This is a genomic window from Thermomonas flagellata, assembly GCF_022419185.1.
In the GTDB taxonomy this organism is placed as follows: Bacteria; Pseudomonadota; Gammaproteobacteria; order Xanthomonadales; family Xanthomonadaceae; genus Thermomonas; species Thermomonas flagellata.
In genome coordinates this window covers 420,620-444,049 of the sequence record NZ_JAJOZK010000001.1, presented here as the reverse complement: position 1 = coordinate 444,049, position 23,430 = coordinate 420,620, and the positions used below count along the sequence as shown (strand labels likewise).

The 23,430-nt window shown below is 72.9% G+C and carries 24 protein-coding genes; 16 read left to right on the top strand and 8 right to left on the bottom strand.

The window, feature by feature from the left end; translation table 11 throughout:
- Nucleotides 1–370: 370 nt before the first annotated feature.
- Nucleotides 371–922, bottom strand: a complete 552-nt coding sequence (gene sufT / locus ML340_RS02110; RefSeq protein WP_240096173.1) for a putative Fe-S cluster assembly protein SufT — start codon at nucleotides 920–922, stop codon at nucleotides 371–373.
- A 164-nt stretch (nucleotides 923–1,086) separates the two neighbouring features.
- Here sufT and ML340_RS02105 point away from each other — a divergent pair, with 164 nt between their 5' ends.
- Together ML340_RS02105 and ML340_RS02100 are read left to right on the top strand one after the other, a co-directional pair.
- Complete coding sequence (locus ML340_RS02105) at nucleotides 1,087–3,474, top strand: TonB-dependent receptor (RefSeq protein ID WP_240096171.1); 2,388 nt, start codon at nucleotides 1,087–1,089, stop codon at nucleotides 3,472–3,474.
- Between the two features lie 85 nt (nucleotides 3,475–3,559).
- A complete protein-coding gene (locus ML340_RS02100; protein ID WP_240096169.1) occupies nucleotides 3,560–3,997 on the top strand; it encodes a hypothetical protein in 438 nt (145 codons plus the stop codon).
- On the opposite strand, the gene ML340_RS02095 is transcribed toward ML340_RS02100, so the two are convergent.
- Both ML340_RS02095 and ML340_RS02090 read right to left on the bottom strand, forming a co-directional pair.
- Entirely contained in the window at nucleotides 3,963–5,351 is a 1,389-nt protein-coding gene (locus tag ML340_RS02095; RefSeq protein ID WP_240096167.1) for an NAD(P)(+) transhydrogenase (Re/Si-specific) subunit beta, read from the bottom strand. The genes ML340_RS02100 and ML340_RS02095 overlap by 35 nt on opposite strands.
- Nucleotides 5,348–5,644, bottom strand: coding sequence for an NAD(P) transhydrogenase subunit alpha part 2 (locus ML340_RS02090; protein WP_240096165.1), 297 nt, complete (start codon nucleotides 5,642–5,644; stop codon nucleotides 5,348–5,350). Before ML340_RS02090 ends, ML340_RS02095 begins: the two co-directional genes overlap by 4 nt.
- A gap of 114 nt (nucleotides 5,645–5,758) precedes the next feature.
- On the opposite strand from ML340_RS02090, the gene ML340_RS02085 reads away from it, so the two are divergent.
- Genes ML340_RS02085 through ML340_RS02075 form a run of 3 tightly spaced genes read left to right on the top strand, consistent with a single transcriptional unit; the run spans nucleotide 5,759 to nucleotide 7,237 of the window.
- Nucleotides 5,759–6,340: an RNA polymerase sigma factor gene (locus tag ML340_RS02085; protein ID WP_425608250.1), complete on the top strand. Its 582-nt coding sequence runs from the start codon at nucleotides 5,759–5,761 to the stop codon at nucleotides 6,338–6,340.
- Nucleotides 6,337–6,774, top strand: a complete 438-nt coding sequence (locus ML340_RS02080; RefSeq protein ID WP_240096161.1) for a hypothetical protein — start codon at nucleotides 6,337–6,339, stop codon at nucleotides 6,772–6,774. The genes ML340_RS02085 and ML340_RS02080 overlap by 4 nt, the downstream gene beginning before the upstream one ends.
- Before the next feature lie 4 nt (nucleotides 6,775–6,778).
- The gene (locus ML340_RS02075) at nucleotides 6,779–7,237 is read left to right on the top strand and encodes a DUF3106 domain-containing protein (RefSeq protein WP_240096159.1); all 459 of its coding nucleotides are present in this window, start codon (nucleotides 6,779–6,781) and stop codon (nucleotides 7,235–7,237) included.
- Nucleotides 7,238–7,264: 27 nt separating this feature from the next.
- On the opposite strand, the gene ML340_RS02070 is transcribed toward ML340_RS02075, so the two are convergent.
- Nucleotides 7,265–8,356, bottom strand: a complete 1,092-nt coding sequence (locus ML340_RS02070) for an NAD(P) transhydrogenase subunit alpha (protein ID WP_240096157.1) — start codon at nucleotides 8,354–8,356, stop codon at nucleotides 7,265–7,267.
- 78 nt (nucleotides 8,357–8,434) lie between these two features.
- Between ML340_RS02070 and ML340_RS02065 the strand changes: the two genes are divergently transcribed.
- The 3 genes from ML340_RS02065 to ML340_RS02055 are packed head-to-tail and all read left to right on the top strand — an operon-like array spanning nucleotide 8,435 to nucleotide 10,553.
- On the top strand, nucleotides 8,435–9,004 hold the full coding sequence (locus ML340_RS02065; RefSeq protein WP_240096155.1) for a nitroreductase family protein: 570 nt from the start codon (nucleotides 8,435–8,437) through the stop codon (nucleotides 9,002–9,004).
- 32 nt (nucleotides 9,005–9,036) lie between these two features.
- Nucleotides 9,037–10,008 carry a 5'-3' exonuclease gene (locus ML340_RS02060; RefSeq protein WP_425608255.1) on the top strand — a complete coding sequence of 324 codons (972 nt, stop codon included), beginning with the start codon at nucleotides 9,037–9,039 and terminating at the stop codon, nucleotides 10,006–10,008.
- Entirely contained in the window at nucleotides 10,005–10,553 is a 549-nt protein-coding gene (locus ML340_RS02055) for an NUDIX hydrolase (protein ID WP_240096153.1), read from the top strand. The genes ML340_RS02060 and ML340_RS02055 overlap by 4 nt, the downstream gene beginning before the upstream one ends.
- A gap of 7 nt (nucleotides 10,554–10,560) precedes the next feature.
- Here the strand turns inward: ML340_RS02055 and pip are convergent, their stop codons facing one another.
- Nucleotides 10,561–11,505 (bottom strand): prolyl aminopeptidase, encoded by a 945-nt coding sequence (pip, locus tag ML340_RS02050; protein ID WP_240096151.1) that lies wholly within the window; start codon nucleotides 11,503–11,505, stop codon nucleotides 10,561–10,563.
- A gap of 86 nt (nucleotides 11,506–11,591) precedes the next feature.
- The gene (prmC, locus tag ML340_RS02045) at nucleotides 11,592–12,437 is read right to left on the bottom strand and encodes a peptide chain release factor N(5)-glutamine methyltransferase (protein WP_425608254.1); all 846 of its coding nucleotides are present in this window, start codon (nucleotides 12,435–12,437) and stop codon (nucleotides 11,592–11,594) included.
- Between the two features lie 196 nt (nucleotides 12,438–12,633).
- On the opposite strand from prmC, the gene ahpC reads away from it, so the two are divergent.
- The 4 genes from ahpC (at nucleotide 12,634) to ML340_RS02025 (ending at nucleotide 16,589) form a co-directional block, all read left to right on the top strand.
- Entirely contained in the window at nucleotides 12,634–13,233 is a 600-nt protein-coding gene (ahpC, locus tag ML340_RS02040) for an alkyl hydroperoxide reductase subunit C (RefSeq protein ID WP_240096149.1), read from the top strand.
- Between the two features lie 162 nt (nucleotides 13,234–13,395).
- Nucleotides 13,396–14,967 (top strand): alkyl hydroperoxide reductase subunit F, encoded by a 1,572-nt coding sequence (gene ahpF / locus ML340_RS02035; RefSeq protein WP_240096147.1) that lies wholly within the window; start codon nucleotides 13,396–13,398, stop codon nucleotides 14,965–14,967.
- Between the two features lie 63 nt (nucleotides 14,968–15,030).
- Nucleotides 15,031–15,954 (top strand): DNA-binding transcriptional regulator OxyR, encoded by a 924-nt coding sequence (gene oxyR / locus ML340_RS02030; protein WP_240096145.1) that lies wholly within the window; start codon nucleotides 15,031–15,033, stop codon nucleotides 15,952–15,954.
- Nucleotides 15,945–16,589, top strand: coding sequence for a hypothetical protein (locus ML340_RS02025; RefSeq protein WP_240096143.1), 645 nt, complete (start codon nucleotides 15,945–15,947; stop codon nucleotides 16,587–16,589). The genes oxyR and ML340_RS02025 overlap by 10 nt, the downstream gene beginning before the upstream one ends.
- 166 nt (nucleotides 16,590–16,755) lie before the next feature.
- On the opposite strand, the gene ML340_RS02020 is transcribed toward ML340_RS02025, so the two are convergent.
- A complete protein-coding gene (locus ML340_RS02020; protein ID WP_240096141.1) occupies nucleotides 16,756–18,909 on the bottom strand; it encodes a diguanylate cyclase in 2,154 nt (717 codons plus the stop codon).
- Nucleotides 18,897–19,181, bottom strand: a complete 285-nt coding sequence (locus tag ML340_RS02015; protein ID WP_240096139.1) for a putative signal transducing protein — start codon at nucleotides 19,179–19,181, stop codon at nucleotides 18,897–18,899. The genes ML340_RS02020 and ML340_RS02015 overlap by 13 nt, the downstream gene beginning before the upstream one ends.
- A 110-nt stretch (nucleotides 19,182–19,291) precedes the next feature.
- Here ML340_RS02015 and ML340_RS02010 point away from each other — a divergent pair, with 110 nt between their 5' ends.
- From ML340_RS02010 to ML340_RS01995, 4 genes are all read left to right on the top strand, one after another.
- Nucleotides 19,292–21,037, top strand: coding sequence for a glutamine--tRNA ligase/YqeY domain fusion protein (locus ML340_RS02010; protein WP_240096137.1), 1,746 nt, complete (start codon nucleotides 19,292–19,294; stop codon nucleotides 21,035–21,037).
- Nucleotides 21,038–21,046: 9 nt separating this feature from the next.
- Nucleotides 21,047–21,610 (top strand): nucleoside deaminase, encoded by a 564-nt coding sequence (locus tag ML340_RS02005; protein ID WP_338064401.1) that lies wholly within the window; start codon nucleotides 21,047–21,049, stop codon nucleotides 21,608–21,610.
- Complete coding sequence (gene rlmM, locus ML340_RS02000) at nucleotides 21,582–22,658, top strand: 23S rRNA (cytidine(2498)-2'-O)-methyltransferase RlmM (protein WP_240096133.1); 1,077 nt, start codon at nucleotides 21,582–21,584, stop codon at nucleotides 22,656–22,658. Before ML340_RS02005 ends, rlmM begins: the two co-directional genes overlap by 29 nt.
- Before the next feature lie 218 nt (nucleotides 22,659–22,876).
- Nucleotides 22,877–23,401: a hypothetical protein gene (locus tag ML340_RS01995; RefSeq protein WP_240096131.1), complete on the top strand. Its 525-nt coding sequence runs from the start codon at nucleotides 22,877–22,879 to the stop codon at nucleotides 23,399–23,401.
- Nucleotides 23,402–23,430: the final 29 nt, after the last annotated feature.

Below are 23,430 nucleotides of genomic sequence, written 5' to 3'. Positions count from 1 at the left end.
CGCTGATTCACGGAATTGGGTTCCCTGGAGTTCGACTGTGGTGAAAAACAAACCGGCGATGCCCCCATCGCCGGCCGTGGGCCCGCGCCGGCCGGCCGAAGCCGTTCCCCGCCGGTCGCGGACGCTCCGGAACCTGAACGGTTCCCGAAGCGGGTTTGACTGTCAGGGATGTGAAATCCGGTCGTCAAGCGGCGGTCGCACCGCGAACCCGGCGCCCGCACGCCGCCCCCGCGCGGAGACGCGCAAACCGCGCTGGAATGCGGCTCCGGGCGGGCGTGGGCCGGCCGCGGCGCAGGTAGCAGCGGCGCCGTTTTGTGCGGCGCATCATAGTTTCGCGTGAATCCATCGCCGCCCGCAGCGTCGTACGCGGTTACAGCATCCCGGTCTCGAGCTTGGCGACCTCGGACATCATCCCGTGGTGCCAGGGCGGGTCGAACACCAGCTCGACGTCGGCCTCGGCCACGGTCGGGATCAGCCGCAGCTTGCTGCGCACGTCGTCCACCAGGATCTCGCCCATGCCGCAGCCGGGTGCGGTCAGGGTCATGCGCACCGCGACCTCGCGCTGGCCGTCCTCGCGGGTGCGCACCTCGGCGGCGTACACCAGGCCGAGCTCGACGATGTTGACCGGGATCTCCGGATCGAAGCAGGTGCGCAGCTGCTGCCAGACCAGGCGCTCCACGTCCTCGTCGCTGGCCCCGGCCGGCAGCGTGATCGGCGGCGGCGGGGTCTTGCCGATGGCATCGCCGTCCTGTCCGGCGATCCGCACCAGGTTGCCCTCCACGAACACCGTCCAACTGCCGCCGAGCGACTGGGTGATATAGCCGACGGTGCCGGCCGGCAGCGTCACTGCCTCGCCGGACGGCACCCGCACTGCGGGGCAATCGCGCTCGAAGCGGACGGGTTCGCTGCTGCGGGAATACATGCCAGACATTCGTGGACGGGTCGCCATTCTACTACCGCGGCGGAGACGGGCTTGGGCGGCATGCGCACGCCCGCCACGACGATGCGCTATAACCCGCGCATTGATCGCGTCGCGCGGGAGGGAGGCCCGCCGCCGCGCCCGACCGACTCCCGCGGAGATTGCCGATGTCCCGACCGCTCGCCGCGCGCCGCGCGCGCCCGCACGTCCTCGCCCTCGCCCTGCTGGCCGGCCTCGCCGCCGCCGGCGCGCACGCCCAGCAGGCGCCCGCAGCGCAGGCGAAGCCCGCCGCCGGCAAGGAGGCCAAGGAACTGGACCGCATCGTGGTCACCGCACAGAAGCGCGAGCAGCAGATCCAGGAGGTGCCGATCTCGATCAGCGCCTACACCGGCGACTTCCTGCAGCGCCAGGGGATCCAGGACTACGGCGACCTGGGCTCGCTGATCCCGGGCCTGGAGGTGCGCACCCAGAGCGTGACCAACCCGAGCATCTCGATCCGCGGCATCACCGCCGACCTCGACGATCCGACCCAGGAGCCGCGCATCTCGCTGTTCCAGGACGGGGTGTCGATCAGCCGCGCGCGCGGCTCCTCGGTGGAGATGTTCGACATGCAGCGGGTGGAGGTCCTGCGTGGCCCGCAGGGCACCCTGTTCGGACGCGCCGCGGAGATCGGCGCGATCCACCTGATCCAGAACAAGGCGGTGCCGGGCACCGGCGGCGGCTTCGAGCTGGGCCTGGGCAGCGACGCCTGGCGCAAGTTCACCGGAGTCTACAACACCGACCTCGGCGAGGGCGTGCAGGGCCGCATCGCGGCGTTCTACGAGAAGCGCGACGGCTACGTGCGCAACCTCGACGGCGGCACCCTGCAGGGCAAGGACACCCGCGCCCTGCGCGCCTCGCTGCACTTCGCCGCCGGCGACCGCGCCGACTTCGACCTGATCCTGAACTACCAGCACGACACCCCGCCGGGCACCGCGTTCCGCAGCCAGGTGATCCCCAACACCCGCGGCAGTCTCGACCCGTACGTGGCCAACAACCAGCGCGGGCGCGCGCTCGGCACCGACCGCGACGTGTACGGCGCAACCCTGCTCGGCAACGTGTTCCTCAATGACAGCTGGAGCCTGTCCACCATCACCGGCTGGCGCCGCTTCGACAGCACCGACAAGTTCGATGCCGACGGCTCGCAGGCGGACCTGATCGAATTCGACGAAGACGCCAGCGGCCGCCAGTTCAGCCAGGAGCTGCGCCTGAACTACGACGACGGCGGCCGCTTCAGCGGCTTCCTCGGCGGCTCCTGGTTCGAGGAGACCGCCAAGCGCGACCTCGCCTACCAGGGCGACGAGCGCCAGCTGTACGCGCTGTTCTCGCCGCTCTTGAACGCCGCGTCCGGCGGGCTGTTCCCGGTGGTGCCGCTGCTCAAGCCGGACCTGAGCCCGAACACCGCGGTCGGCGCGCTGGCCCTGCCGCTGCCCGGCGGTGGGCTGCTGCCGCTGCCGCTCAACCCCGACCACCGCGAGCGCTTCGGCAACAGTGCCAAGATCCGCAGCTTCGACCTGTTCGCCGACGGCACCTGGAAGTTCAACGACGCCTGGTCGCTGACCGTCGGCGTGCGCGCCACCCACGAGAACGCCACCTACGGCTACCACGCCGATGCCGGCAACGGCTCGGCGCTGGGCTACTTCCTTTCCGGGCGCACGGTGCCGATCTGCGCCCTGCCCAATCCGTGCACGAACCTGCTGTTCCCGGCCACCAGCGGCTGGCTGTACGGGCGCGGCCGCTGGAATTCCTGGGTCGGGCGCGCGGTGCTGGGCTGGCGCATCGACGAGCACCTGAACGCCTACGCCAACGTCTCACGCGGGCGCCGCCCGAACATGATCAACGTCAGCGACCTCGGCACCAGCGAGATCCCGGCCGAGATCGTGTGGAACTACGAGCTGGGGCTGAAGGGCGACGCCCTCGGCGGCCGCTTCGTGTACGACCTGTCGGTGTTCTACTACGACTACACCAACTTCCAGGCCTCGGTGCAGAACCCGACGCCGCCGCCGTTCTTCGTCACCACCAACGCCGGCAAGGCGCACGCCGCGGGGCTGGAATCCTCGCTGTACTGGCGGATCGATCCGGACCTGCAGGCGTGGCTGACCTACGCCTACATCGACGGCGGCTTCAACGCCTTCGACGGCAGCGGCCGCCCGCAGCAGCTGGCCGGCAACCGCTTCCGGCTGATGCCGAGGAACACCCTCGCGCTGGGCATGGACTGGACGATCCCGCTCGACGGCGGCACCAGCCTGTACCTGCGCCCGGGCTACAGCTACCGCTCCGGGGTGTACTTCGAGGACGCCAACCAGCCCAACCTGTACCAGCCCGGCTACGGGCTGGTCGGGCTGCGCGCGGGCGTGCGCTTCGGCCGGCACTGGGACCTGTCGGTGTGGGGCGAGAACCTGGCCAACAAGAAGTACCTGATCGACGCCGGCAACACCGGGCTGCTGTTCGGCATCCCGACCGTGATCGCCGGCCGCGACCGCAGCTACGGCGTGCTGCTGCGCGTGCGCTTCTGAAGCGACGCCGGGCGGGGCCGGCGGCCCCGCCCGCGGCGGCGGGCGATCGGCTATCCTGCCGCGCCCCGCCGCCGCCCCGCCCGCCTTGCCGACCCCGCCCGCCCCGCGTTGGTATGCCCTGCCGCTGCTGGTGCTCGGCCTGCTCGGCTTCACCGCGTTCTGGGTGCTGACCGCGCTCGCGTTCGACGTGGTCGGCGCATGGCTGGCGCCGCTGGCGGCGCTGGACATGGTCTGGCTGCTGGCGGTGGCCGGCTGGCGCGCCGGCCCCGCGCGCGCGCTGCTGGCCACCGCCGCCACCGCGCTGGTGGTGGTGCTGGCCAACTACGGCATCGCCGCCGGCCAGATCGGCCAGGCGTTCGACCAGCGCCCGTGGGAATCGGCCCTGCACATGGGGCCCTGGTTTGCCTGGCAGCTGGCGCGGCTGGCCAACGGCCCGCTGCAGGCGGGCCTGTACCTGCTGGCGCTGGGGCTGGCGCTGGGGCTCGGCCTCAGTGGCCGCCGTCCAGCGCCTTCAGCTCGCTGACCAGCGCATTGGCCATCTCCGCGCCGTCGCCGTACAGCATGCGCGTGTTGTCGGCGTAGAACAGCGCGTTCTCGATCCCGGCAAAGCCGGTGCCCTTGCCGCGCTTGATCACGATGACGTTCTTCGCGCTGACCACGTCGAGGATCGGCATGCCGTAGATCGGGCTGGACGGATCGGTCTTGGCCACCGGGTTGACCACGTCGTTGGCGCCGATCACCAGCGCCACGTCGGTGTTGGGGAACTCCGGGTTGATGTCGTCCATGTCCGCGATCAGGTCGTAGGGCACGCCGGCCTCGGCCAGCAGCACGTTCATGTGCCCGGGCATGCGCCCGGCCACCGGGTGGATCGCGAACTTCACCTTGACCCCGCGCGCGATCAGGCGCTGCGCCAGCTCCCAGATCTTGTGCTGGGCCTGCGCCACCGCCATGCCGTAGCCGGGCACGATCACCACCCGCTCGGCATAGGCCATCATCGCCGCCGCATCGGCCGCCTCGATCGGCTTCATGCTGCCGGCGATCGCCTGCCCGCCGCCGGCCGTGCCGCCGAAGTTGGAGAACAGCACGCTCTTGACCGAACGGTTCATCGCCTTGGCCATCAGCCGCGTCAGCAGCAGGCCGGCCGCGCCGACCATGGTGCCGGCGATGATCAGCGCGTCGATCCCGAGCACGTAGCCCTCGAACGCCACCGCCAGCCCGGTGAAGGCGTTGTACAGCGAGATCACCACCGGCATGTCGGCGCCGCCGATCGGCAGCGTCATCAGCGCGCCGAGCGCGAGCGCCAGCACGAAGAAGGCGACGATCCACGGCAGCGCCAGGGTGTGCAGCGCCATCGCCCCGCACACCACCGCGGCGACGGCCACGAGCGCGTTGAACCACTGCTGGCCGGGGAAGGTGTAGCGCTTGTCCATGCGCCCGTCGAGCTTGGCCCAGGCGATGACCGAGCCGGTCAGCGAGACCGCGCCGATCAGCGCGCCGACCACCGCCAGCACCGCCGCCACCCGGCTGTCGGCCCGGCCCGCCGCGCTCCAGCGCACCAGTTCCATCGCGCCGATCGCGGCCGCGCTGCCGCCGCCCATGCCGTTGAACAGCGCCACCATCTGCGGCATGTCGGTGATCGCCACCTTGCGGCCCCAGACCCAGTTCAGCGCGACCCCGAGCACGATGGCCACCGCCATCAGCGCCAGGTTGTGCATCCCCGGCAGGAAGAAGGTGGCGAAGGTCGCCAGCAGCATGCCCACGCCCGCCCACTGGATGCCGCTGCGCGCGGTCTTCGGGCTGGCCATGCGCTGCAGGCCGAGCAGGAACAGGGTGGCGGCGACGAAGTAGCTCAGCTTGACCAGGGTGAGGACGCTCACTTGCCGCCCTCCTGCTTGCTGGACTTGAACATCTCCAACATGCGCTCGGTCACCACGTAGCCGCCGGCGGCGTTGCCGGCGCCCAGCAGCACCGCGACGAAGCCCAGCACCTGCTCGGCCGGGGTGTCGGCGTGCCCGAGCACCACCATCGCGCCGATCAGCACGATCCCGTGGATGAAGTTGGAACCGGACATCAGCGGGGTATGCAGGATCACCGGCACCCGGCTGATGATGACGTGCCCGGCGATCGCCGCGAGCATGAAGATGTACAGCGCCACGAATCCGTCGCCCACGTTCGGCCTCCCCATCGGACTGACCGCATCATAACCATGGAGCGGGTCGCGCCGGGGGCTGTCAACCGCGGCGGCCGCCTTGCGTTTCATCCGCAAGCAACCACGGCCGCCCGCATGCTGCTCAGCCCGCTCGCCCCCGCTACCCTGCCCCGGATGGATGCCCCGCCCGACCCCGCTGCCGCCGGCCCGCAGACGCTCGAGCAGTTCCTGGCCGGGATCGAGGCGCGCGCCTTCCGCTTCGCCGAGCTGGCCCTGCGCCAGCGCGAGGACGCGCTCGATGCGGTCCAGGACGCGATGCTGAAGATGCTCGGCTACCGCGACCGCCCGCCGACGGAATGGACGCCGCTGTTCTGGAGCATCCTGCGCCACCGGATCGTGGACCTGCAGCGCCGCGGCCTGCTGCGCCTGCGCTGGCTGCGGCCGGCACCGGACGCCGACGGCAGCGAGCCGGACTGGGCCGACGAAGCCGGCCCGGATCCGGCGCGCCAGCATGCCGGCCGCGAGGCCTGGGCGCGCATCCGCGCCGCCCTGCGCGAGCTGCCGCCGCGCCAGCGCGAGGCCTTCACCCTGCGCGTGCTGGAGGAGCTGGACGTGGCCGCTACCGCCCGCATCATGGGCTGCAGCGAGGGGTCGGTGAAGACCCATCTGTCGCGCGCGCGCGAAGCGCTGCAGCAACGCCTGGAGGATTTCCGATGACCCGCTCCCCATCGTCCGACGCCGCCGCCCGCGACCTGCTGTTCGACGCCGCCCTGCGTGCGCGCCATGCCGAGGCGCTGGGCGCGCTGTCGCCGCGCGTGCGCGCGCAGCTGGCGCAGCGCCGCGCCGCCGCCCTGCGCGGGCAGGCGGCCCGCCCCGCGCCGGCCCTGCGCTGGCGGCCGGCGGTCGCGGCGTTCGCCGCGGCCGGCGCACTCGCGCTCGGACTGCAGTTGCACCGCGCGCCCGCGCCCGGCGCGGCAGCCCCGGTCGCGGCCCTGGCCACTGCGGACGCGGCGGCCACCACCACGGCGCCCGCCACGTCCGCGCCCGCCACGCCCCTGGCGCGCCCGCGCGCCGACACCCTGCTCGACCAGGATCCCGAATTCTTCGCCTGGCTCGGCTCCGCCGATGCCCGCCGCCTGGCGATGGAGTGATGCCATGCCGACCGTCCGCCGCCCCTCCCGCCTCCTGTTGCTGAGCCTGCTGCTGGCGCCGCTGGCCGCGCTGGCGCAGAGCGCACCGCCCGCGCCGGCCGCCGGCGCGCCGCTGCCGGACTGGGATCGCCTCACCCCGGCCCAGCGCGAGCTGCTGATCGCCCCCCTGCGCGACCGCTGGAACGCCAGCCCGGACGACCGCGCGCGCATGCTCGAACGCGCCCGCCGCTGGCAGGCGATGCCGCCGCAGGAGCGGGCGCGGGCGCGCGCCGGGATCGAGCGCTGGGAGCACATGCAGGCGCACCAGCGCGAGGAGGCGCGCGCGCTGTTCCACTACCTGCGCGACCTGCCGCGCGAGCAGCGCCGCGCCTTCCTCGAGCAGTGGCGGCAGATGGGCCCGGCGCAGCGCCAGCAGTGGCTGCAGGCGCATCCGGCGCCGCCGCGCCCCGCCGCGCAGGACTGAGTAACCGGCCGCGCCGCGGCGGCGGGCTCAGGCCGCGGGCGCGCGCTCCGGCCAGACCGTCTTGGCCAAGAGCTCGTCGTCCCAGTCGAGCGCCAGCGCGCCATCCTTGAGCAGCAGCATGGCGAAGTTGTACAGGTTGCGCGCGTACATCTCGCTGGCATGGCGCGCGCCCAGCGAGGGCAGGTTGAGCGGCCCGGCGATGGTGACGCCGCCGGCCTCCACCCGCTCGCCGGGGCGGGTCAGTTCGCAGTTGCCGCCGGTCTCCGCCGCCAGGTCCACGATCACGCTGCCGGGCGCCATGCCGGCCACCATCGCCGCGCTGAGGATCTTCGGCGCCGGCCGCCCCGGCACCGCGGCGGTGCACACCACCACGTCGATGCCCTGCAGGTGCGCGGCCAGCCGCTGCTGCTGCAGCGCGCGCTCCTCGTCGGTCAGCGCCCGCGCGTAGCCGCCCTCGCCGGCGGCGGACACGCCGAGGTCGAGGAAACGCCCGCCCAGGGATTCGATCTGCTCGCGCGTCTCCGGGCGCACGTCGAAGCCCTCCACCTGCGCGCCGAGGCGCTTGGCGGTGGCGATCGCCTGCAGCCCGGCGACGCCGGCGCCGATCACCAGCACCTTGGACGGGCGGATGGTGCCGGCCGCGGTGGTGAGCATCGGGAAGAACCGCGGCGCCAGTTCCGCCGCGATCAGCACCGCCTTGTAGCCGGCCATGCCGGCCTGCGAGCTGAGCACGTCCATCGCCTGCGCGCGGGTGGTGCGCGGCAACCGTTCCAGCGGGAAGGCCACGATGCCGCGCTCCCGGATCGCCTGGCCGCGCGCCGCATCCGCCTGCGGCTGCAGCAGCCCGACCAGCGCGGCGCCGGGCTTGAGCGCGGCGATCGCCGCGGCCGGCGGCGGCTGCACGCACAGCACCAGGTCGGCCGCGGCCAGCGCATCCTCGCGCAGTTCGGCCCCGGCCTCGGCATACAGCGCGTCCGCGAAGAACGCCCCGGCGCCCGCTCCCGGCTGCACCTGCACCGCGCACCCGGCCGCCACCAGCTTGCGGCAGGTCTCCGGGGTGAGCGCCGTCCTGCGCTCGCCCGCCGCCGTCTCCCGCGCCACGCCCACGATTACCGCCATCGTCGTCCCCGCTTGCCGTGTTTGCCGCATCCTACCGAATGCGGCGGCTACCATGCCGTCCCCAGCACAGGATCGCCCATGCTGTCCCTCGCCGACCTCGATACCCGCCGCTCCGTGCCGACCCGGCAACTGGCCGCGCCCGGTCCCGACGACGCGCAGCTGCTGCGCCTGCTGCGCACCGCCGTGCGCGTGCCCGACCACGGCAAGCGGGTGCCGTTCCGGTTCCTGCGCATCGCCGGCGATGCCCGCGCGGCGCTGGCCGAGGCCGCGGTCGCGCGCCTGCGCCAGCGCGAGCCGGACGCCGGCGCCGCCGCGGAGGACAAGCTGCGGACCCGCTTCACCCTGCCGCCGCTGACGCTGGCCGTGGTCACGCGGCTGGGACCGGACGCCAAGATCCCGGAGGTGGAGCGCCGCGCCACTGCCGCCTGCGTCTGCCTGCTGCTGCTGCAGGCGGCGCAGGCCGAGGGTTTCGGCGCGCAGTGGCTGACCGGCTGGCTGGCCTACGACCGCCCGTTCCTGGAAGGCACGCTGGGGCTGGCCGCGGACGAGGCGCTGGCCGGCACGATCGCGATCGGCACCCCGCAGGTCGCCGCGCCCGAGCGCGAGCGCCCGGACCCGGCCAGCCTGCTGGCGGACTGGCGCGCCTGAGCCGCGCCGTGCCCGCCGCCGCCGACCCGCGCATGGCCGCGCCCACCCTGCACCTGGTGGATGCCTCGCTGTACGTGTTCCGCGCCTGGCATTCGCTGCCGGACGCGTTCCACGACGCCGACGGCTGGCCGACCAACGCGGTCCACGGCTTCGCCCGCTTCCTGCTGGAACTGCTGGAACGCGAGCGCCCGACCCACATCGCCATCGCCTTCGACGAGGCGCTGGACTCCTGCTTCCGCCACGCCCTGTACCCGCCCTACAAGGCCAACCGCGAGCCGGCCCCGCCCGCGCTGCGCCGCCAGTTCGCCTGGTGCAAGGGGCTGTGCCGGGCACTGGGGCTGGAAACCCTGGCGCATGCCGACTACGAAGCCGACGACCTGATCGGCAGTGCCGCCCACCGCGCGCGCGCGCGCGGCTTCCGCAGCGTGATCGTGTCCGCCGACAAGGACCTCTCGCAGCTGTTGCAGCCGGGCGACGAGCAGTACGACTTCGCCCGCGGCCAGCGCTGGGGCGCGGACGGGGTGAAGGCGCGGCACGGCGTGCACGCGCACCAGATCGCCGACTACCTGGCGCTGACCGGCGACGCGGTGGACAACATCCCCGGCGTCACCGGCATCGGGCCGAAGTCGGCGGCGGTGCTGCTGGCCCATTTCGGGTCGCTGGAGGCGCTGCTGGAACGCCTCGACGAAGTCCCGTTCCTGCGCCTGCGCGGGGCCGCGCAGCTGGCCGCGCGACTGCGCGAACAGCACGCCCAGGCCCGGCTGTGGCGGCAGCTGACCACGGTCGCGCGGGACGCCCCGCTGCCGGCACGACTTCCGCCGCCACGGCGGCGACCCCGGCGAACTGGACGCGCTGGCCGACTGGGTCGGCTTCGGCCCGCTCACCCGCCGCCGGCTGGCCGAAGCCGCCGGGTTGGTCGGCTAGCCGCGCCCGCCACACCCTCGCCTACGCCGCGCCGCACCGACCGCAGGCGGTCATCCGCTTGCGCTAGGATCGCGGCATGAGCGAGGACCGGCAGATCCTGTACCAGGGCGACTGGCTGCGGCTGGTGCGCATCGGCCATTGGGAATCGTGCGAGCGCGTGCACGGCGAGGGCATGGCGGTGATCATCCTCGCCGCCACCCCGGCCGACGAGGTGCTGTTCGTCGAGCAGTACCGCATCCCGCTGGGCGCGCGCACGATCGAGATGCCGGCCGGCCTGGTCGGCGACGAGCAGGCCGAGGACAGCCTGCTGGACGCCGCGCGCCGCGAGCTGATCGAGGAGACCGGCTGGGCGCCCGGACGGCTGGACGTGCTGCTGGTCGGGCCGACCAGCGCCGGCCTGACCAGCGAACGCATCGCCTTCGTGCGCGCCAGCGAACTGGAGCGGGTGGGCGACGGCGGCGGCATCGACAACGAGCGCATCACCGTGCACGCGGTGCCACGCCGGGACGCGCCGGCCTGGCTGATGCGCAAGCGCGCGGAGGGCTACGAGCTCGACCTCAAGCTCTGGGCCGGGCTGTGGCTGCTGGAACACGAGCCGGACGGGCGCCCGCGCGCCTGCCCGTGAGCACGCCTCAGGCGGCGAAGCGGTCGGTCGCCTGCACCAGCGCGTCCACGTTCTCCTCCTCGAACGCGGAGTGCCCGGCGGTCGGGCTGACGTGCAGCTGCGCCTGCGGCCACACCGCGTGCAGGTCGAACGCGTTCTGCAGCGGGCAGACCACGTCGTAGCGGCCATGCACGATCACCCCGGGGATGCCGGCCAGCCGGTGCGCGTCGCGCAGCAGCTGGCCCTCCTCTTCGAAGAACCCGCCGTTGACGAAATAGTGGTTCTCGATCCGCGCGAAGGCCAGCGCGAACGCGGGGTCGCCGTGGGTCTGGGCATAGTCGGCCGGGATCCGCAGGTAGCTGGTGCCGCCCTCCCAGATGCTCCAGGCGCGCGCTGCGGCCAGCCGTACGCCCTCGTCGTCAGAGGTCAGGCGGCGGTAGTAAGCGCCGATCAGGTCGCAGCGCTCGACTGGCGGGATCGGCGCGAGGAAATGCTTCCACGCATCCGGGAACAGGCGGCTGGCGCCCTCCTGGTAGAACCATTCCAGCTCCCAGCGCCGCAGCAGGAAGATGCCGCGCAGCACCAGCTCGGTGACGCGCTGCGGGTGGGTTTGCGCGTAGGCCAGCGCCAGGGTCGAGCCCCAGCTGCCGCCGAACACCTGCCAGCGGTCGATCCCGAGGTGCGCGCGCAGCGCCTCGATGTCCGCCACCAGGTGCCAGGTGGTGTTGTCGCTGAGATCGGCATGCGGCGTGCTACGCCCGGCGCCGCGCTGGTCGAACAGCACGATCCGGTACTTCGTCGGGTCGTGGAAGCGGCGCATGTTGGCGCTGCAGCCGGCGCCCGGCCCGCCGTGCAGCATCACCACCGGCTTGCCGTCGGGATTGCCGCACTCCTCCCAGTACAGGGTGTGGCGCGCGTCCACCGCGAGCATGCCGCTGCGGTAGGGCGCGATCTCGGGATACAGGCGGCGCATGGTGGAGCTCCGGGAGTGGCGGAATCGGCGCGATTCTAGCCGGCCCGCGCACGCGGCCCCATCGCCGCCCCGCGCAGCCTGACGCGCTATGCGCCCGGCCAGCGCCCGAGGGTCACCCGCTCGCGCTGCTCCAGATCGCGCTCGGTGGCGACCTCGGCGAAGCCCGCGGCCTGCAGCAACGCCCGCACCGCCGCGCCCTGCCGCCAGCCGTGCTCGAGCAGCAACCAGCCGCGCGGCTGCAGGTGGCGGCCAGCCTCGCGCACGATCGCGCGGAGCGCGTCCAGCCCGTCGGCGCCGGAAGCCAGCGCGGCCGGGGGCTCGAAGCGCAGGTCGCCCTGCGCCAGATGCGGATCGCCCCGTTCGATGTAGGGCGGATTGCTGGCGATCAGGTCGAAGCGCTCGCCCGCCAAGGGCGCCAGCCAGTCGCCCTGGCGGAACTCGACCCGGCCCAGACCCAGGCGCTGCGCATTGCGCCGCGCCACCGCCAGCGCCTCACCACTGGCATCGGTGGCGACGATGCGCGCCCGCGGCCGCTCGCACGCTAGGGCAAGTGCGATCGCGCCGCTGCCGGTGCCGAGGTCGGCCAGCGCGAGCGGCGCATCGGCGGGCAGGCGCTGCAGTGCCAGTTCCACCAGGCGCTCGGTCTCCGGGCGCGGGATCAGGGTCGCCGGGCCGACCTCGAGGTCCAGGCTCCAGAAGCCTTGCCGCCCGGTCAGGTAGGCCACCGGCTCGCCCGCCTGCCGGCGCGCCAGCAAGGTCCGGTAGGCCGCGGCGACCGGCGCCGCGACGATCGCATCGGCATGCGCATACAGCCAGCTGGCGGACTGCCCCAGGGCATGGGCCAGCAGCCTCCTGCGATCGACAGGATCGATCGCATCAGCCTGAATGCGAAGCAGCTCGGCCACCGTGGCAGGCATGGCATCCTCGTCGATGTTCAGAGATAACCCGCATTCATCCATATTTATTGCCGGAATTGATGCGGAATTCGGTTAATGAAAGATTTTATCAATCAATTCAATAGATTTTTCTGCATTGAATCGATCAATCACCGCCGCTAACGTTTGCGCAGTGCAGCATCCGCTGCCCGATCCCCGTCCATCCATCCCTGCCTGCAGTAGAGGAGGCCCCATGTCGCTGCTGGAAAACACCCTCGAAGGTCAGCGCCGCCCGCTGATCAACACCCGCATCCCGGCCTTCAAGGCCCATGCCTACCGCGAAGGCAAGTTCATCGAAGTGACCGACAAGGACCTGGCCGGTAAGTGGTCGGTGCTGATCTTCATGCCGGCCGCCTTTACCTTCAATTGCCCGACCGAGATCGAGGACGCGGCCGACCACTACGCCGAGTTCCAGAAGCTGGGCGCCGAGGTGTACGTGATCACCACCGACACCCACTTCTCGCACAAGGTCTGGCACGAGACCAGCCCGGCGGTGGGCAAGGCCAAGTTCCCGCTGGTCGGCGACCCCACCCACCAGCTGACCCGCGCCTTCGGCGTGCACATCGACGAGGAGGGCCTGGCCCTGCGCGGCACCTTCGTCGTCAGCCCCGATGGCCTGATCAAGACCATGGAAGTGCATGACAACGCGATCGCGCGCGACGTCAGCGAGACCCTGCGCAAGCTGAAGGCCGCGCAGTACGTGGCCGCGCATCCGAACGAAGTGTGCCCGGCCAAGTGGAACGAGGGCGCCAAGACCCTCAAGCCGTCGCTGGACCTGGTCGGCAAGATCTGACCGCCGCGCCGCGGGCGGCCCCGTGCCGTCCGCGGCCCGTCCCCCTTCCCCCTGCGGGAAGGGGCTGCGGCCAGCCCCGCCGCGCGCGGCTGGCCGCAGCCCCGTTTCCTCCCTTACATCCCGCTGCTGCGGCGCGCCGCGTCGCCACCGCCGGAGTCCCGCATGCTCGACGCCGAACTCAAGACCCAACTGGCCGGCTACCTGGAGCGCATCCAGCAGCCGATCGAACTGGTCGCCAGCCTGGACGACTCGTCGGCCGCGCGCGAACTGGACGCGCTGCTGGACGAGATCGCCGCGCTCTCGCCGAAGATCCGCCGCGTCGCCGGCGATGATGCGCGCAAGCCTTCGTTCCTGATCCGCCGCGCCGGCAGCGACGTGCAGGTCGGCTTCGCGGCGGTCCCGCTGGGCCACGAGTTCACCTCGCTGGTGCTGGCCCTGCTGCAGGTCGGCGGGCATCCGGTGAAGATCGACGAGGCGCTGGCCGCGCAGGTGCGCGCGCTGGACGGCGACTACCGCTTCGAAACCTACATGTCGCTGCACTGCCAGAGCTGCCCGGACACGGTCCAGGCGCTGAACGCGATGAGCGTGCTCAATCCGCGCATCCGCCACGTGGCGATCGACGGCGCGCTGTTCCGCGACGAGGTGGAGGCGCGCCAGATCCTGTCGGTGCCGACCGTCTACCTCAACGGCCAGCCGTTCGAGACCGGGCGCATGGGCGTGGAGCAGATCCTCGCCCGGCTCGACACCGGCGCGGCCGCGCGCACCGCCGCGGCGCTGGCCGAGCGTGAGCCCTTCGACATGCTGATCGTCGGCGGCGGCCCGGCCGGCGCGGCGGCGGCGGTCTATGCCGCGCGCAAGGGCATCCGCACCGGGCTGGTGGCCGAGCGCTTCGGCGGCCAGGTACTGGACACGCTGGCGATCGAGAACTTCCCCTCGGTCGAATACACCGAAGGCCCGAAGCTGGCCACCGCGCTGGAGGCGCACGTGCGCCAGTACGGGGTGGATCTGATGCTGGGCCAGCGCGCGGACGCACTGCACCCGGCCGGCGAGGACGGGCTGCTGCGGATCGCGCTGGACAGCGGCGCCACCCTGCGCGCACGCAGCGTGGTGCTGGCGCCCGGCGCGCGCTGGCGCCAGACCGGCGTGCCCGGCGAGGCCGAGTACCGCACCCGCGGCGTCACCTACTGCCCGCACTGCGACGGCCCGCTGTTCAAGGACAAGCCGGTGGCGGTGATCGGCGGCGGCAACTCGGGCGTGGAGGCGGCGATCGACCTCGCAGGCGTCGCTTCCCAGGTCACCCTGCTGGAATACGAGGGCACGCTGCGCGCGGACGCGGTGCTGCAGCGCAGGCTGCACAGCCTGCCCAACGTGCGCGTGCGGGTGAACGCCCAGACCACCGAGATGCTGGGCGACGGCCGGCGCCTGACCGGCCTGCGCTGGCTGGAGCGCGGCACTGCCCGCCACCACGAGCTGGCGGTGGACGGCGTGTTCGTGCAGATCGGCCTGCTGCCCAACACCGAGTGGCTGAAGGGCGCGCTGAAGCTGTCGCCGCGCGGCGAGATCGTGATCGACGACCGCGGCCAGACCTCGCTGCCCGCGGTGTTCGCCGCCGGCGACGCCACCACCGCGCCCTACAAGCAGATCGTGGTCGCGATGGGCGCCGGTTCCACCGCCGCCCTGTCCGCCTTCGACCACCTGATCCGCACCCCGGCGGGTGCCGCGCGGGCGGCATGAGGCGGGCGCCCGCGCCAGGCGGCGATGCGGCATGATGGCCGGCGCACGCCCTCCGGACCCGGCATGAACCTGCGCGATCTCAAGTACCTGGTGGCCTTGGCCGACCTGCGCCACTTCGGCAAGGCCGCCGATGCCTGTTTCGTCAGCCAGCCCACGCTGTCCACCCAGCTGCGCAAGCTGGAGGACGAGTTGGGGGTGGTGCTGATCGAGCGCGCCCCGCGCAAGGTCATGCTGACCGCGGCCGGGCAGGAGGTGGTGCAGCGCGCGCGCCGGATCATCGCCGAGGTCGAGGAGATGCGCGAGGCCGCGCGGCGCAGCCGCGACCCCGGCTCCGGCACCCTGCGCCTGGGCGTGTTCCCGACCCTCGGCCCCTACCTCTTGCCGCACGTGGTGCCGCGCCTGCGCACGCGCTTCCCGCGGCTGGAGCTGCTGCTGGTGGAGGAAAAGAGCGACGAGCTGCTGCAGCGCCTGCGCGAGGGCAAGCTGGACGCCGCCCTGCTGGCGCTGCCGGTGCACGACGACCAGCTGCACGCGCAGTTCCTGTTCGAGGAGCCGTTCCTGCTGGCGGTCCCGCAGCAGCACCGGCTGGCCGGGCGGCGCGACCCGCTGGCGATCGAGGCGCTGGCCGAGGAGACCCTGCTGCTGCTGGAGGACGGGCACTGCCTGCGCGACCAGGCGCTGGACGTGTGCCGGCTGTCCGGCGCGCGCGAGAAATCCGGCTTCCGCGCCACCAGCCTGGAGACGCTGCGCCAGATGGTCGCCGCCGGGGTCGGGGTGACCCTGCTGCCGGCGCTCGCCGTGCACGCCGCGATCGCGCAGCCGGCCTCGATCTGCCTGCTGCCGTTCGCCTCGCATCCGCCGACCCGGCGGATCGCGCTGGTGTGGCGCAAGTCGTCGGCGCTGGACGGGTTCCTGCAGCAGCTGGCGGCGCAGATCGCGGAGGTCGCGCAGCAGCAGTTGCAAGCCCCCGTCGGCGGGTGCGCCTGAGCGCGCGCACCGCGATCGCGCTGCTGGCCCTGGCCTGCGCCGCGGCCTGGTGGCTGGCGCTGCGGCCGCGCCCGACGCCGCCGCCGCCCACGCCCAGGATCGCCGCGGAATGCCCGGCATGGCCGGACTCCGCGGCCGGCACCGGCGTCTGGCAATCCGCGCCGACGCGCTGGCTGCGGCTGCCGGCCATCGCCGATGCCCACGCCACCCCGCTGGCCAGCGTGGCGCTGCAGGCGCGCGTGCTCGGCCGCGCCGACTACCGGCACGGGCGCGAAGCCCGCTACGCCCCGACCGACCTCGCCCTCGGCTGGGGGCGGATGACCGAAGACGCGGTACTCACCCGGCTGGCCATCACCCAGTCCGGGCGCTGGTACCACTACCGCTGGCAGGGTGCGCCGCCGCTGCCGCCAGCGGAGATCGTGCGCAACAGCGCCAACATGCACCTGATCCCGGCGACCGCGGAGGTGGCCGCCGCCCTCGCGACGGTCCGCCCCGGCCAGCAGGTGCAGCTGCGCGGCTGGCTGGTGCAGCTGGACGCGCCGGACGGCTGGCGCTGGCGCAGCTCGCTGACGCGCGAGGACAGCGGCGCCGGCGCCTGCGAGCTGGTCTTCACCTGCGCGCTGCAGGCGCGCTGAGCAGACGCGCGCAATCACGGCCGGCCCGCACAAACACGGGATCCGGCCCGTTGCGCTGACCTGTATCGCCACCTGCCGCGATCCGGCACACCGGCGCATCCCGGCACATGCGTCATCGCCATCCGCGGCCTGCGCAACGGCGATGCCGCTGCGCGGCGGGGGAACCTCAATCGCCGTAAGCGGAACTGGCGCGCACGCAGTTGCGGCCCTCGCGCTTGGCCTGGTAGAGCGCCTTGTCGGCGCGCGCCAGCAGGGTGCGCAGGTCGGGGTCGCCGTCGCGCAGGCCGGCCAGGCCGATGCTGGCGGTGACCGGGATGCGCCGCCCCTCCCATTCGATCACCCGCCGCTCGATGGTCTGGCGCAGGCGCTCGGCCAGCACCCGCGCCGCCGCGGCGTCGCTGCCCGGCAGCACCACCAGGAACTCCTCGCCGCCGTAGCGGCCGAGCACGTCGCCGGGCCGCAGCTGCGCCGACAGCGCCTGCGCGACCTCGCGCAGGCACAGATCGCCGGCTGCATGCCCGTACTGGTCGTTGATCGGCTTGAACCAGTCCAGGTCGATGAATAGGACCGACAGCGGCAGGCCGCGACGCTGGCAGGCGGCGAACGCGTCCTGCGCCATGCGGTCGAGCGAGCTGCGGTTGGGCACGCCGGTCAGCGCGTCGCGGTCGGCGCTGCGGCGCAGCTGCGCGGTGGCGAACGCCTCCTGCGCGTGCAGCACGGCCAGCCGCGCCATCCCGTCCAGCGCGTCCAGTTCCGCCGCATCCGGCTCGCAGCCGGGCGGCAGCCGCACCACCAGCGCGCCCCAGGCCGGCGCCGGCAGCGCCAGCGGCACCACCGCGTGCAGCGCCGGCTCGTAGCGCTGCGAGCGCGACAGGTGCACCAGCCGCGGCACCCCGGCCTGCGCCAGCGCGTGCAGCGCGGTGCGCTCACCCATCGCCATGCGCGCCGCCGCCGAAGCCGGGTCGGCGCCGTAGGCGCGCAGCCCCGGATCGCCGAAGCAGCCGTGCGCGACCACCACCGCCTCGCCGCAGCCGAGCAGGCGCTGCGCGGCGTCGGTCAGCAGCCGGAACGCAGTGGGCGCGATCGCCGCCTCGGCGATCCCGGCCAGGCCCGCCTGCAACGCCGGAGCGAGGTCGGCGCGGACCTGCTCGCGGCGCAGGCGCTGCTCGCTCAGGCGGCGCGCGCCGGCCTCCACTTCCAGCCGCGCGCGCACCTCGCCGATGCGGCTGCTCAGGCCCACGAACAGCAGCAGCGACACCAGCACCAGCGCCACCTGGTAGCCGTAGCGCGTCCATGCGTTGTCCGGCAGCAGCGCCGCCTGCATCAGCTCGTGCGCGACGCCGGTCGCAGCCAGGATCCCGAGCGCCAACAGCAGCGGCACCGCCATTGGCTGCCGGCGGCGGGCGGCGCCGTACACCAGCGCGATCGCCAGCACCAATGCCACCATCCAGGACAGGGTCGCGACCCAGCCCACGACCTCGGCGAGGGCAACCGGCACTACCAGCGACAGCACCGCCAGCGCGGCATAGACCTGGCTGACCCGCGCCAACGGGGCCAACAGCGCGCGCGCCGGGCGCGCATAGCGCAGCACCATCACCAGTCCGACCGCGCCGAACCCGATCAGCATGAACCAGGATCCGCCGCCGGCCAGCAGCGCCAGCCACGATGACGGCACCAGCAGGTGCAGGTGGCCGTTGACCGCTAGCGCCAGCAGCCAGGCACCGCCGGCATAGGCCGCGAACCACAGGAAGATGCGGTCGCGCACGGCGGCATACAGGGCCAACGCGGCCACCGCCAGGGTCAGCAGCGCGGCGTACACCGCCGCCACGATGGTGCGGTCGCGCGCCAGCAGGCGCAGCATGGCGCGCTCGCTGATCACCCGCGGATGCGGGGCGGCGCGCACGCCGGCGGCGATCGTCAGGTGCACGCGGCGCTCGCCGCGCCAGGCTGCAGGCAGGGGGAAGGCATAGCCGCTGGGCAGGAACTCGCCCGGCTCCGGATGGTGCAGGCCCTGCGGCGGCGGCGACCAGCCCGGGGCACTGGCGATGACGGAGTCCAGCACGTCGCGCGAGAGCCATAGCACCCAGCGCTCGTTGCCCTGCTCGGGCAACCGGAAGTGCAGTTCGGCCTCGATCGGGCGTGCCTGCGCCGCGCGGTAGCGCAGGCGGTCGCCGACCGCATGCTCGGACTGGACCTGGACCGGCACTGCGTCCGTCGGCTCGCCCGCCCCGCCGGTCTCCGCGTACCAGGCCAGGCCGGCCATCGGCAGCAGCAGCGCCGCCAGGCCCAGCCCGTGCAGCCAATGCCTCAGCCGGGACATGCCGCGCCTCCGGCCTGCTCGGGACCGGGATCGGCGGCGCCGGCCTGCGTGCCGGCATCGGCCGCGACCAGGCCCAGCGCCTGCAGGCAGGCGCACGCGCGCGGCCAGGCCGGCTCCGGCACCATCACCGCCACCAGCCCGAACACACCCAACTCGCCGATCCCGCCGGTCAGCGCCTCGCCGCGCACGAACGCGGGGATGCCCTCGATCTCCAGCGTTTGCCGGACCAGATGGGCATCCATCAGATTGGCGGCTTCATAGACCGTGCGCATGCCCCACCTCCCTGTGACAGCTTTCAAGCACGATCCGTGCCAAATCCGCCAAAACCGGGACGAGCGGCGCATCCGCTACACTGAACGGGTTTCCCTCCAGTCTCCCGCCCGTGTCCCATCCCCTGTCGCACCCCACGCCGGACCTTTCTGCCCGGACTGATTTCATCCGCCAGATCGTGCGCGAGGACCTGGCATCCGGCAAGCATAGCGCCATCCGCACCCGGTTTCCGCCGGAGCCCAACGGCTACCTGCACATCGGCCATGCCAAGGCGATCTGCCTGGATTTCGGCATCGCCGCGGAATTCGGTGGCCGCTGCAACCTGCGCCTGGACGACACCAACCCGGCCAGGGAAGACCCCGAGTACGTGCGCGCCATCCAGGACGACGTGCGCTGGCTCGGCTTCCAGTGGGCCAGCCTGCGCCACGCCTCGGACTACTTCGAGGTCTTCTACCTCGCCGCCGAGAAGCTGATCCGCCAGGGCGACGCCTTCGTGTGCGACCTCAGCCCCGAGGAGGTGCGCGCCTACCGCGGCAGCCTGACCGAGCCGGGCCGCAATTCGCCTTACCGCGAGCGCAGCGTCGAGGAGAACCTCGACCTGTTCCGGCGCATGCGCGCGGGCGAGTTCGCGGACGGCGCGCGCACCCTGCGCGCCAAGATCGACATGGCCAGCGGCAACATCAACCTGCGCGACCCGGCGCTGTACCGGATCAAGCACGTGCCGCACCAGAACACCGGGGATGCCTGGTGCATCTACCCGATGTACGACTTCGCGCACTCGCTGAGCGACGCGATCGAGGGCATCACCCACTCGCTGTGCACGCTGGAATTCGAGGACCACCGCCCGCTGTACGACTGGTGCGTGGACCGGGTGGACCTCGCCGGGCATCCCGAGTTGCTGCAGCCGCTGCTGGCCAAGGGCCTGCCGCTGGAAGCCGGCAAGCCGCGCCAGATCGAGTTCTCGCGCCTGAACTTCAACTGGCTGGTGCTGAGCAAGCGCAAGCTGCTGCAGCTGGTCGAGGCCGGCCACGTGGACGGCTGGGACGATCCGCGCATGCCCACCCTGCAGGGCATCCGCCGGCGCGGCTACACGCCTTCGGCGCTGAAGCTGATGGTCGAGCGGGTGGGCGTGAGCAAGCAGAACTCGCTGCTGGACATCGCCATCCTCGAAGGCGCGCTGCGCGACGACCTCGACGCGCACGCGCCGCGGCGGCTGGCGGTGCTCGACCCGCTCAAGCTGGTGCTCACCAACCTCGCTGCCGGCCACGAGGAAATGCTCACCTTCCCCAACCACCCCAAGGACGCGGGCCTGGGCGAGCGCGCGGTGCCATTCGCGCGCGAGCTGTGGATCGAGCGCGAGGACTTCGCCGAAGTGCCGCCGCCGGGCTTCAAGCGCCTGACCGTGGGCGGCGAGGTGCGCCTGCGCGGCGCCGGCATCGTGCGCTGCGACGCGGTGGTGAAGGACGCCGACGGCCGCGTGGTGGAGCTGCACGCCACCCTCGACCCCGACTCCCGCCCCGGCATGCCCGGCGCCAACCGCAAGGTGAAGGGCACCATCCACTGGGTCAGCGCGCGCCACGCGGTGGCCGCGCAGGTGCGCCTGTACGACCGCCTGTTCCGGGTCCCGGATCCGGACGGCGGCGCCGACGGCCGGGACTTTTTGGCCCACCTCAACCCGGACTCGCGTCGCGTGGTCACCGGCTACGTGGAGCCGGCCGCCGCGCAGGCCGCGCCGGAGACCAGCTTCCAGTTCGAGCGCCTGGGCTACTTCGTGACCGACCGCCACGACCACCGCCCCGAGGCGCCGGTGTTCAACCGCAGCGTGACCCTGCGCGACACCTGGGCGACGCAGGGCTGAGCCATGCCAATGCCGCTGCCGGTGCAACTGCACCTGACCCTGCCGGTGTGGGCCCTGGAGCTGGATCTCGCCGGGCGTGATTTCTCCACCGATGCGGCCAAGGTGGGCTTCGCGATCGAGCTGTCGCGGCTGAACGTCGAACACGCCAGCGGCGGCCCGTTCGGCGCCGCGGTGTTCGGCCCGCAGGACCGGCTGATCGCGATCGGGGTCAATCGCGTCGTGCGCCAGAGCTGCTCGGTGGCGCATGCCGAGATGATGGCCTACATGCTGGCGCAGCAGCGCCTGCAGCAGTTCCGGCTGAACGCGCTGGGCGGCCCGGTGACGCTGGCGACCTCAGCGCAGCCGTGCTGCCAGTGCTACGGCGCCACCGTGTGGGCCGGGATCGACCGCCTGCTGATCGGCGCGCGCAGCGAGGACGTGGAGGCGCTCACCGCGTTCGACGAGGGCCCGCTCCCGGCGGATTGGGTGGGCGAACTCGGCAAGCGCGGCATTGAGGTCGTGCGCGACATCGAGCGCGACGCCGCGCGCGCGGTGCTCAAGGCCTATGGCGAGCTCGGCGGGCCCAATTACTGAGGGCCTGCTGGCCTACTGCCGCGCCGGCTTCGAGCCGGACCTGGCCGCGGAACTCAGTGAACGCGCCGGCGCAGCCGCACTGGCCGGCTATGCGCGCACCACGCGCGGCAGCGGCTACGTGCTGTTCCTCACCCCTGCCCCGGCCGACGCCGATGCGCTCGAGCGCGCGCTGCCGTTTTCCACGCTGGTGTTCGCGCGCCAGAAGCTGCGCCTGCTCGCCGCGCTGCGCGGACTGGACCCGGGCGACCGCATCACGCCGATGCTGCAGGCGCTGCACGGGCAGCCCCGGTTCGGCGCGCTGGTGATGGAGCATCCCGACAGCGAAGCCGGCAAGCCGCTGGCCGGGCTGGCGCGCAGCCTCGGCAACGCCCTGCGCCCGGCGCTGCGCAAGGCCGGCCTGCTCGGCGCGCAGGACGACCCGCGCCTGCCGCGCCTGCACGTCTGCTGCGTCGCCGGCGACCACGCCTTGCTCGCCCGCAGCCTGCCCGCCGACAGCGCGCCGTGGCCGCTGGGCATCCCGCGCCTGCGCATGCACCCGGACGCGCCCTCGCGCTCGGCGCTGAAGCTGGAGGAGGCCCTGCGGGTGCTGCTGACCGAGGCGGAGCGCGCGCGCCTGCTGCAGGACGGCATGCGCGCCGCCGACCTCGGCGCCGCCCCCGGCGGCTGGACCTGGGTGCTGACCCGCCACGGCCTGCGCGTCACCGCGATCGACAACGGCCCGCTGCGCCCGCACGTGCTGGAGACCGGCAAGGTGCAGCACCTGCGCGCGGACGGCTTTTCCTGGCAGCCGCCGCAGCCGCTGGACTGGATGGTCTGCGACATGGTGGAACAGCCGCGCCGGGTGGCCGAGCGGATGGCGACCTGGCTGCGCGAGGGCTGGTGCCGGCAGGCGATCTTCAACCTCAAGCTGCCGATGAAGAAGCGCTGGCAGGAGACCCGGCTGTGCCTGGACCTGTTCGCGCGGCAGGCAGGCAGGCCACTGACGCTGCGCGCCCGCCAGCTGTACCACGACCGCGAGGAGATCACGGTCTTCGCGGGCCACCCCTGACGCGCGCCGCGCGGCCCCGCCATCTGGCTGGCCATCCGCCTGAACCGGGCCGCCGCCGGCGGATGGCGGCAACATGACCGATGTTTCATCCGCTTTCGATGGCCGCTTAACGGCCGCGGGCGGAATTTCTTCATGCGAATCCGGCAACCCCCACCGCCGCGGTTCGGGTTCCCGCAAGTCACCATCGCGCCCATTCCTGAACGCCCATGAGGTCCACCATGAACATCCGCCCCACCCCGCTGCGCACCGTCCTGTTCGCCGCCCTGATGCTGGCCGGGGCCACCGCCTTCGCCGCGCAGCCGGCACCGCAGCAGCACGCCAAGAAGAAGGGCACCGCCGAGCAGACCGTGACCCGCCAAGCCGAGGCCGCGGCCGCGGTCAATGCCACCGAGGCCGCCCTCAACACCGCCGCCGCCGCTGGCGACATGGCCGCGGCCGACCGCGAGGCCAACCGCGCGATGAAGGATGCGCGGATGGCCAAGCACGCCAAGCACAAGAAGACCCGCAAGGCCGACCGCCGCAAGGCCGAAGCGAACGCGGTGGCGGCCGACGTGAACGCCGCCGACGCCGCGCTGCGGATGGCCGCCGCCGACCGCGAGGCGATGCGCGCCGCCGGCGATATGCAGGTCGCGGCGAACGCCCAGCAGGGCTTCGTGCAGACCGCGCCGACCAAGGAATTCACCACCCCGAGCGGACAGAAGGTGGTGGTGCGTTCGATCATCCCGATCGCCGGCAAGAACTGACCCGCACACCCGCCCGCCGCGCCCCCACC

Coding starts and splice junctions, on each gene's coding strand:
- sufT (WP_240096173.1), bottom strand. CDS start 922: ATGTATTCCCGCAGCAGCGAACCCGTCCGCTTCGAGCGCGATTGCCCC.
- ML340_RS02105 (WP_240096171.1), top strand. CDS start 1,087: ATGTCCCGACCGCTCGCCGCGCGCCGCGCGCGCCCGCACGTCCTCGCC.
- ML340_RS02085 (WP_425608250.1), top strand. CDS start 5,759: ATGCTGCTCAGCCCGCTCGCCCCCGCTACCCTGCCCCGGATGGATGCC.
- ML340_RS02080 (WP_240096161.1), top strand. CDS start 6,337: ATGACCCGCTCCCCATCGTCCGACGCCGCCGCCCGCGACCTGCTGTTC.
- ML340_RS02075 (WP_240096159.1), top strand. CDS start 6,779: ATGCCGACCGTCCGCCGCCCCTCCCGCCTCCTGTTGCTGAGCCTGCTG.
- ML340_RS02070 (WP_240096157.1), bottom strand. CDS start 8,356: ATGGCGGTAATCGTGGGCGTGGCGCGGGAGACGGCGGCGGGCGAGCGC.
- ML340_RS02065 (WP_240096155.1), top strand. CDS start 8,435: ATGCTGTCCCTCGCCGACCTCGATACCCGCCGCTCCGTGCCGACCCGG.
- ML340_RS02060 (WP_425608255.1), top strand. CDS start 9,037: ATGGCCGCGCCCACCCTGCACCTGGTGGATGCCTCGCTGTACGTGTTC.
- ML340_RS02055 (WP_240096153.1), top strand. CDS start 10,005: ATGAGCGAGGACCGGCAGATCCTGTACCAGGGCGACTGGCTGCGGCTG.
- pip (WP_240096151.1), bottom strand. CDS start 11,505: ATGCGCCGCCTGTATCCCGAGATCGCGCCCTACCGCAGCGGCATGCTC.
- ahpC (WP_240096149.1), top strand. CDS start 12,634: ATGTCGCTGCTGGAAAACACCCTCGAAGGTCAGCGCCGCCCGCTGATC.
- ahpF (WP_240096147.1), top strand. CDS start 13,396: ATGCTCGACGCCGAACTCAAGACCCAACTGGCCGGCTACCTGGAGCGC.
- oxyR (WP_240096145.1), top strand. CDS start 15,031: ATGAACCTGCGCGATCTCAAGTACCTGGTGGCCTTGGCCGACCTGCGC.
- ML340_RS02020 (WP_240096141.1), bottom strand. CDS start 18,909: ATGTCCCGGCTGAGGCATTGGCTGCACGGGCTGGGCCTGGCGGCGCTG.
- ML340_RS02015 (WP_240096139.1), bottom strand. CDS start 19,181: ATGCGCACGGTCTATGAAGCCGCCAATCTGATGGATGCCCATCTGGTC.
- ML340_RS02005 (WP_338064401.1), top strand. CDS start 21,047: ATGCCGCTGCCGGTGCAACTGCACCTGACCCTGCCGGTGTGGGCCCTG.
- rlmM (WP_240096133.1), top strand. CDS start 21,582: ATGGCGAGCTCGGCGGGCCCAATTACTGAGGGCCTGCTGGCCTACTGC.
- ML340_RS01995 (WP_240096131.1), top strand. CDS start 22,877: ATGAACATCCGCCCCACCCCGCTGCGCACCGTCCTGTTCGCCGCCCTG.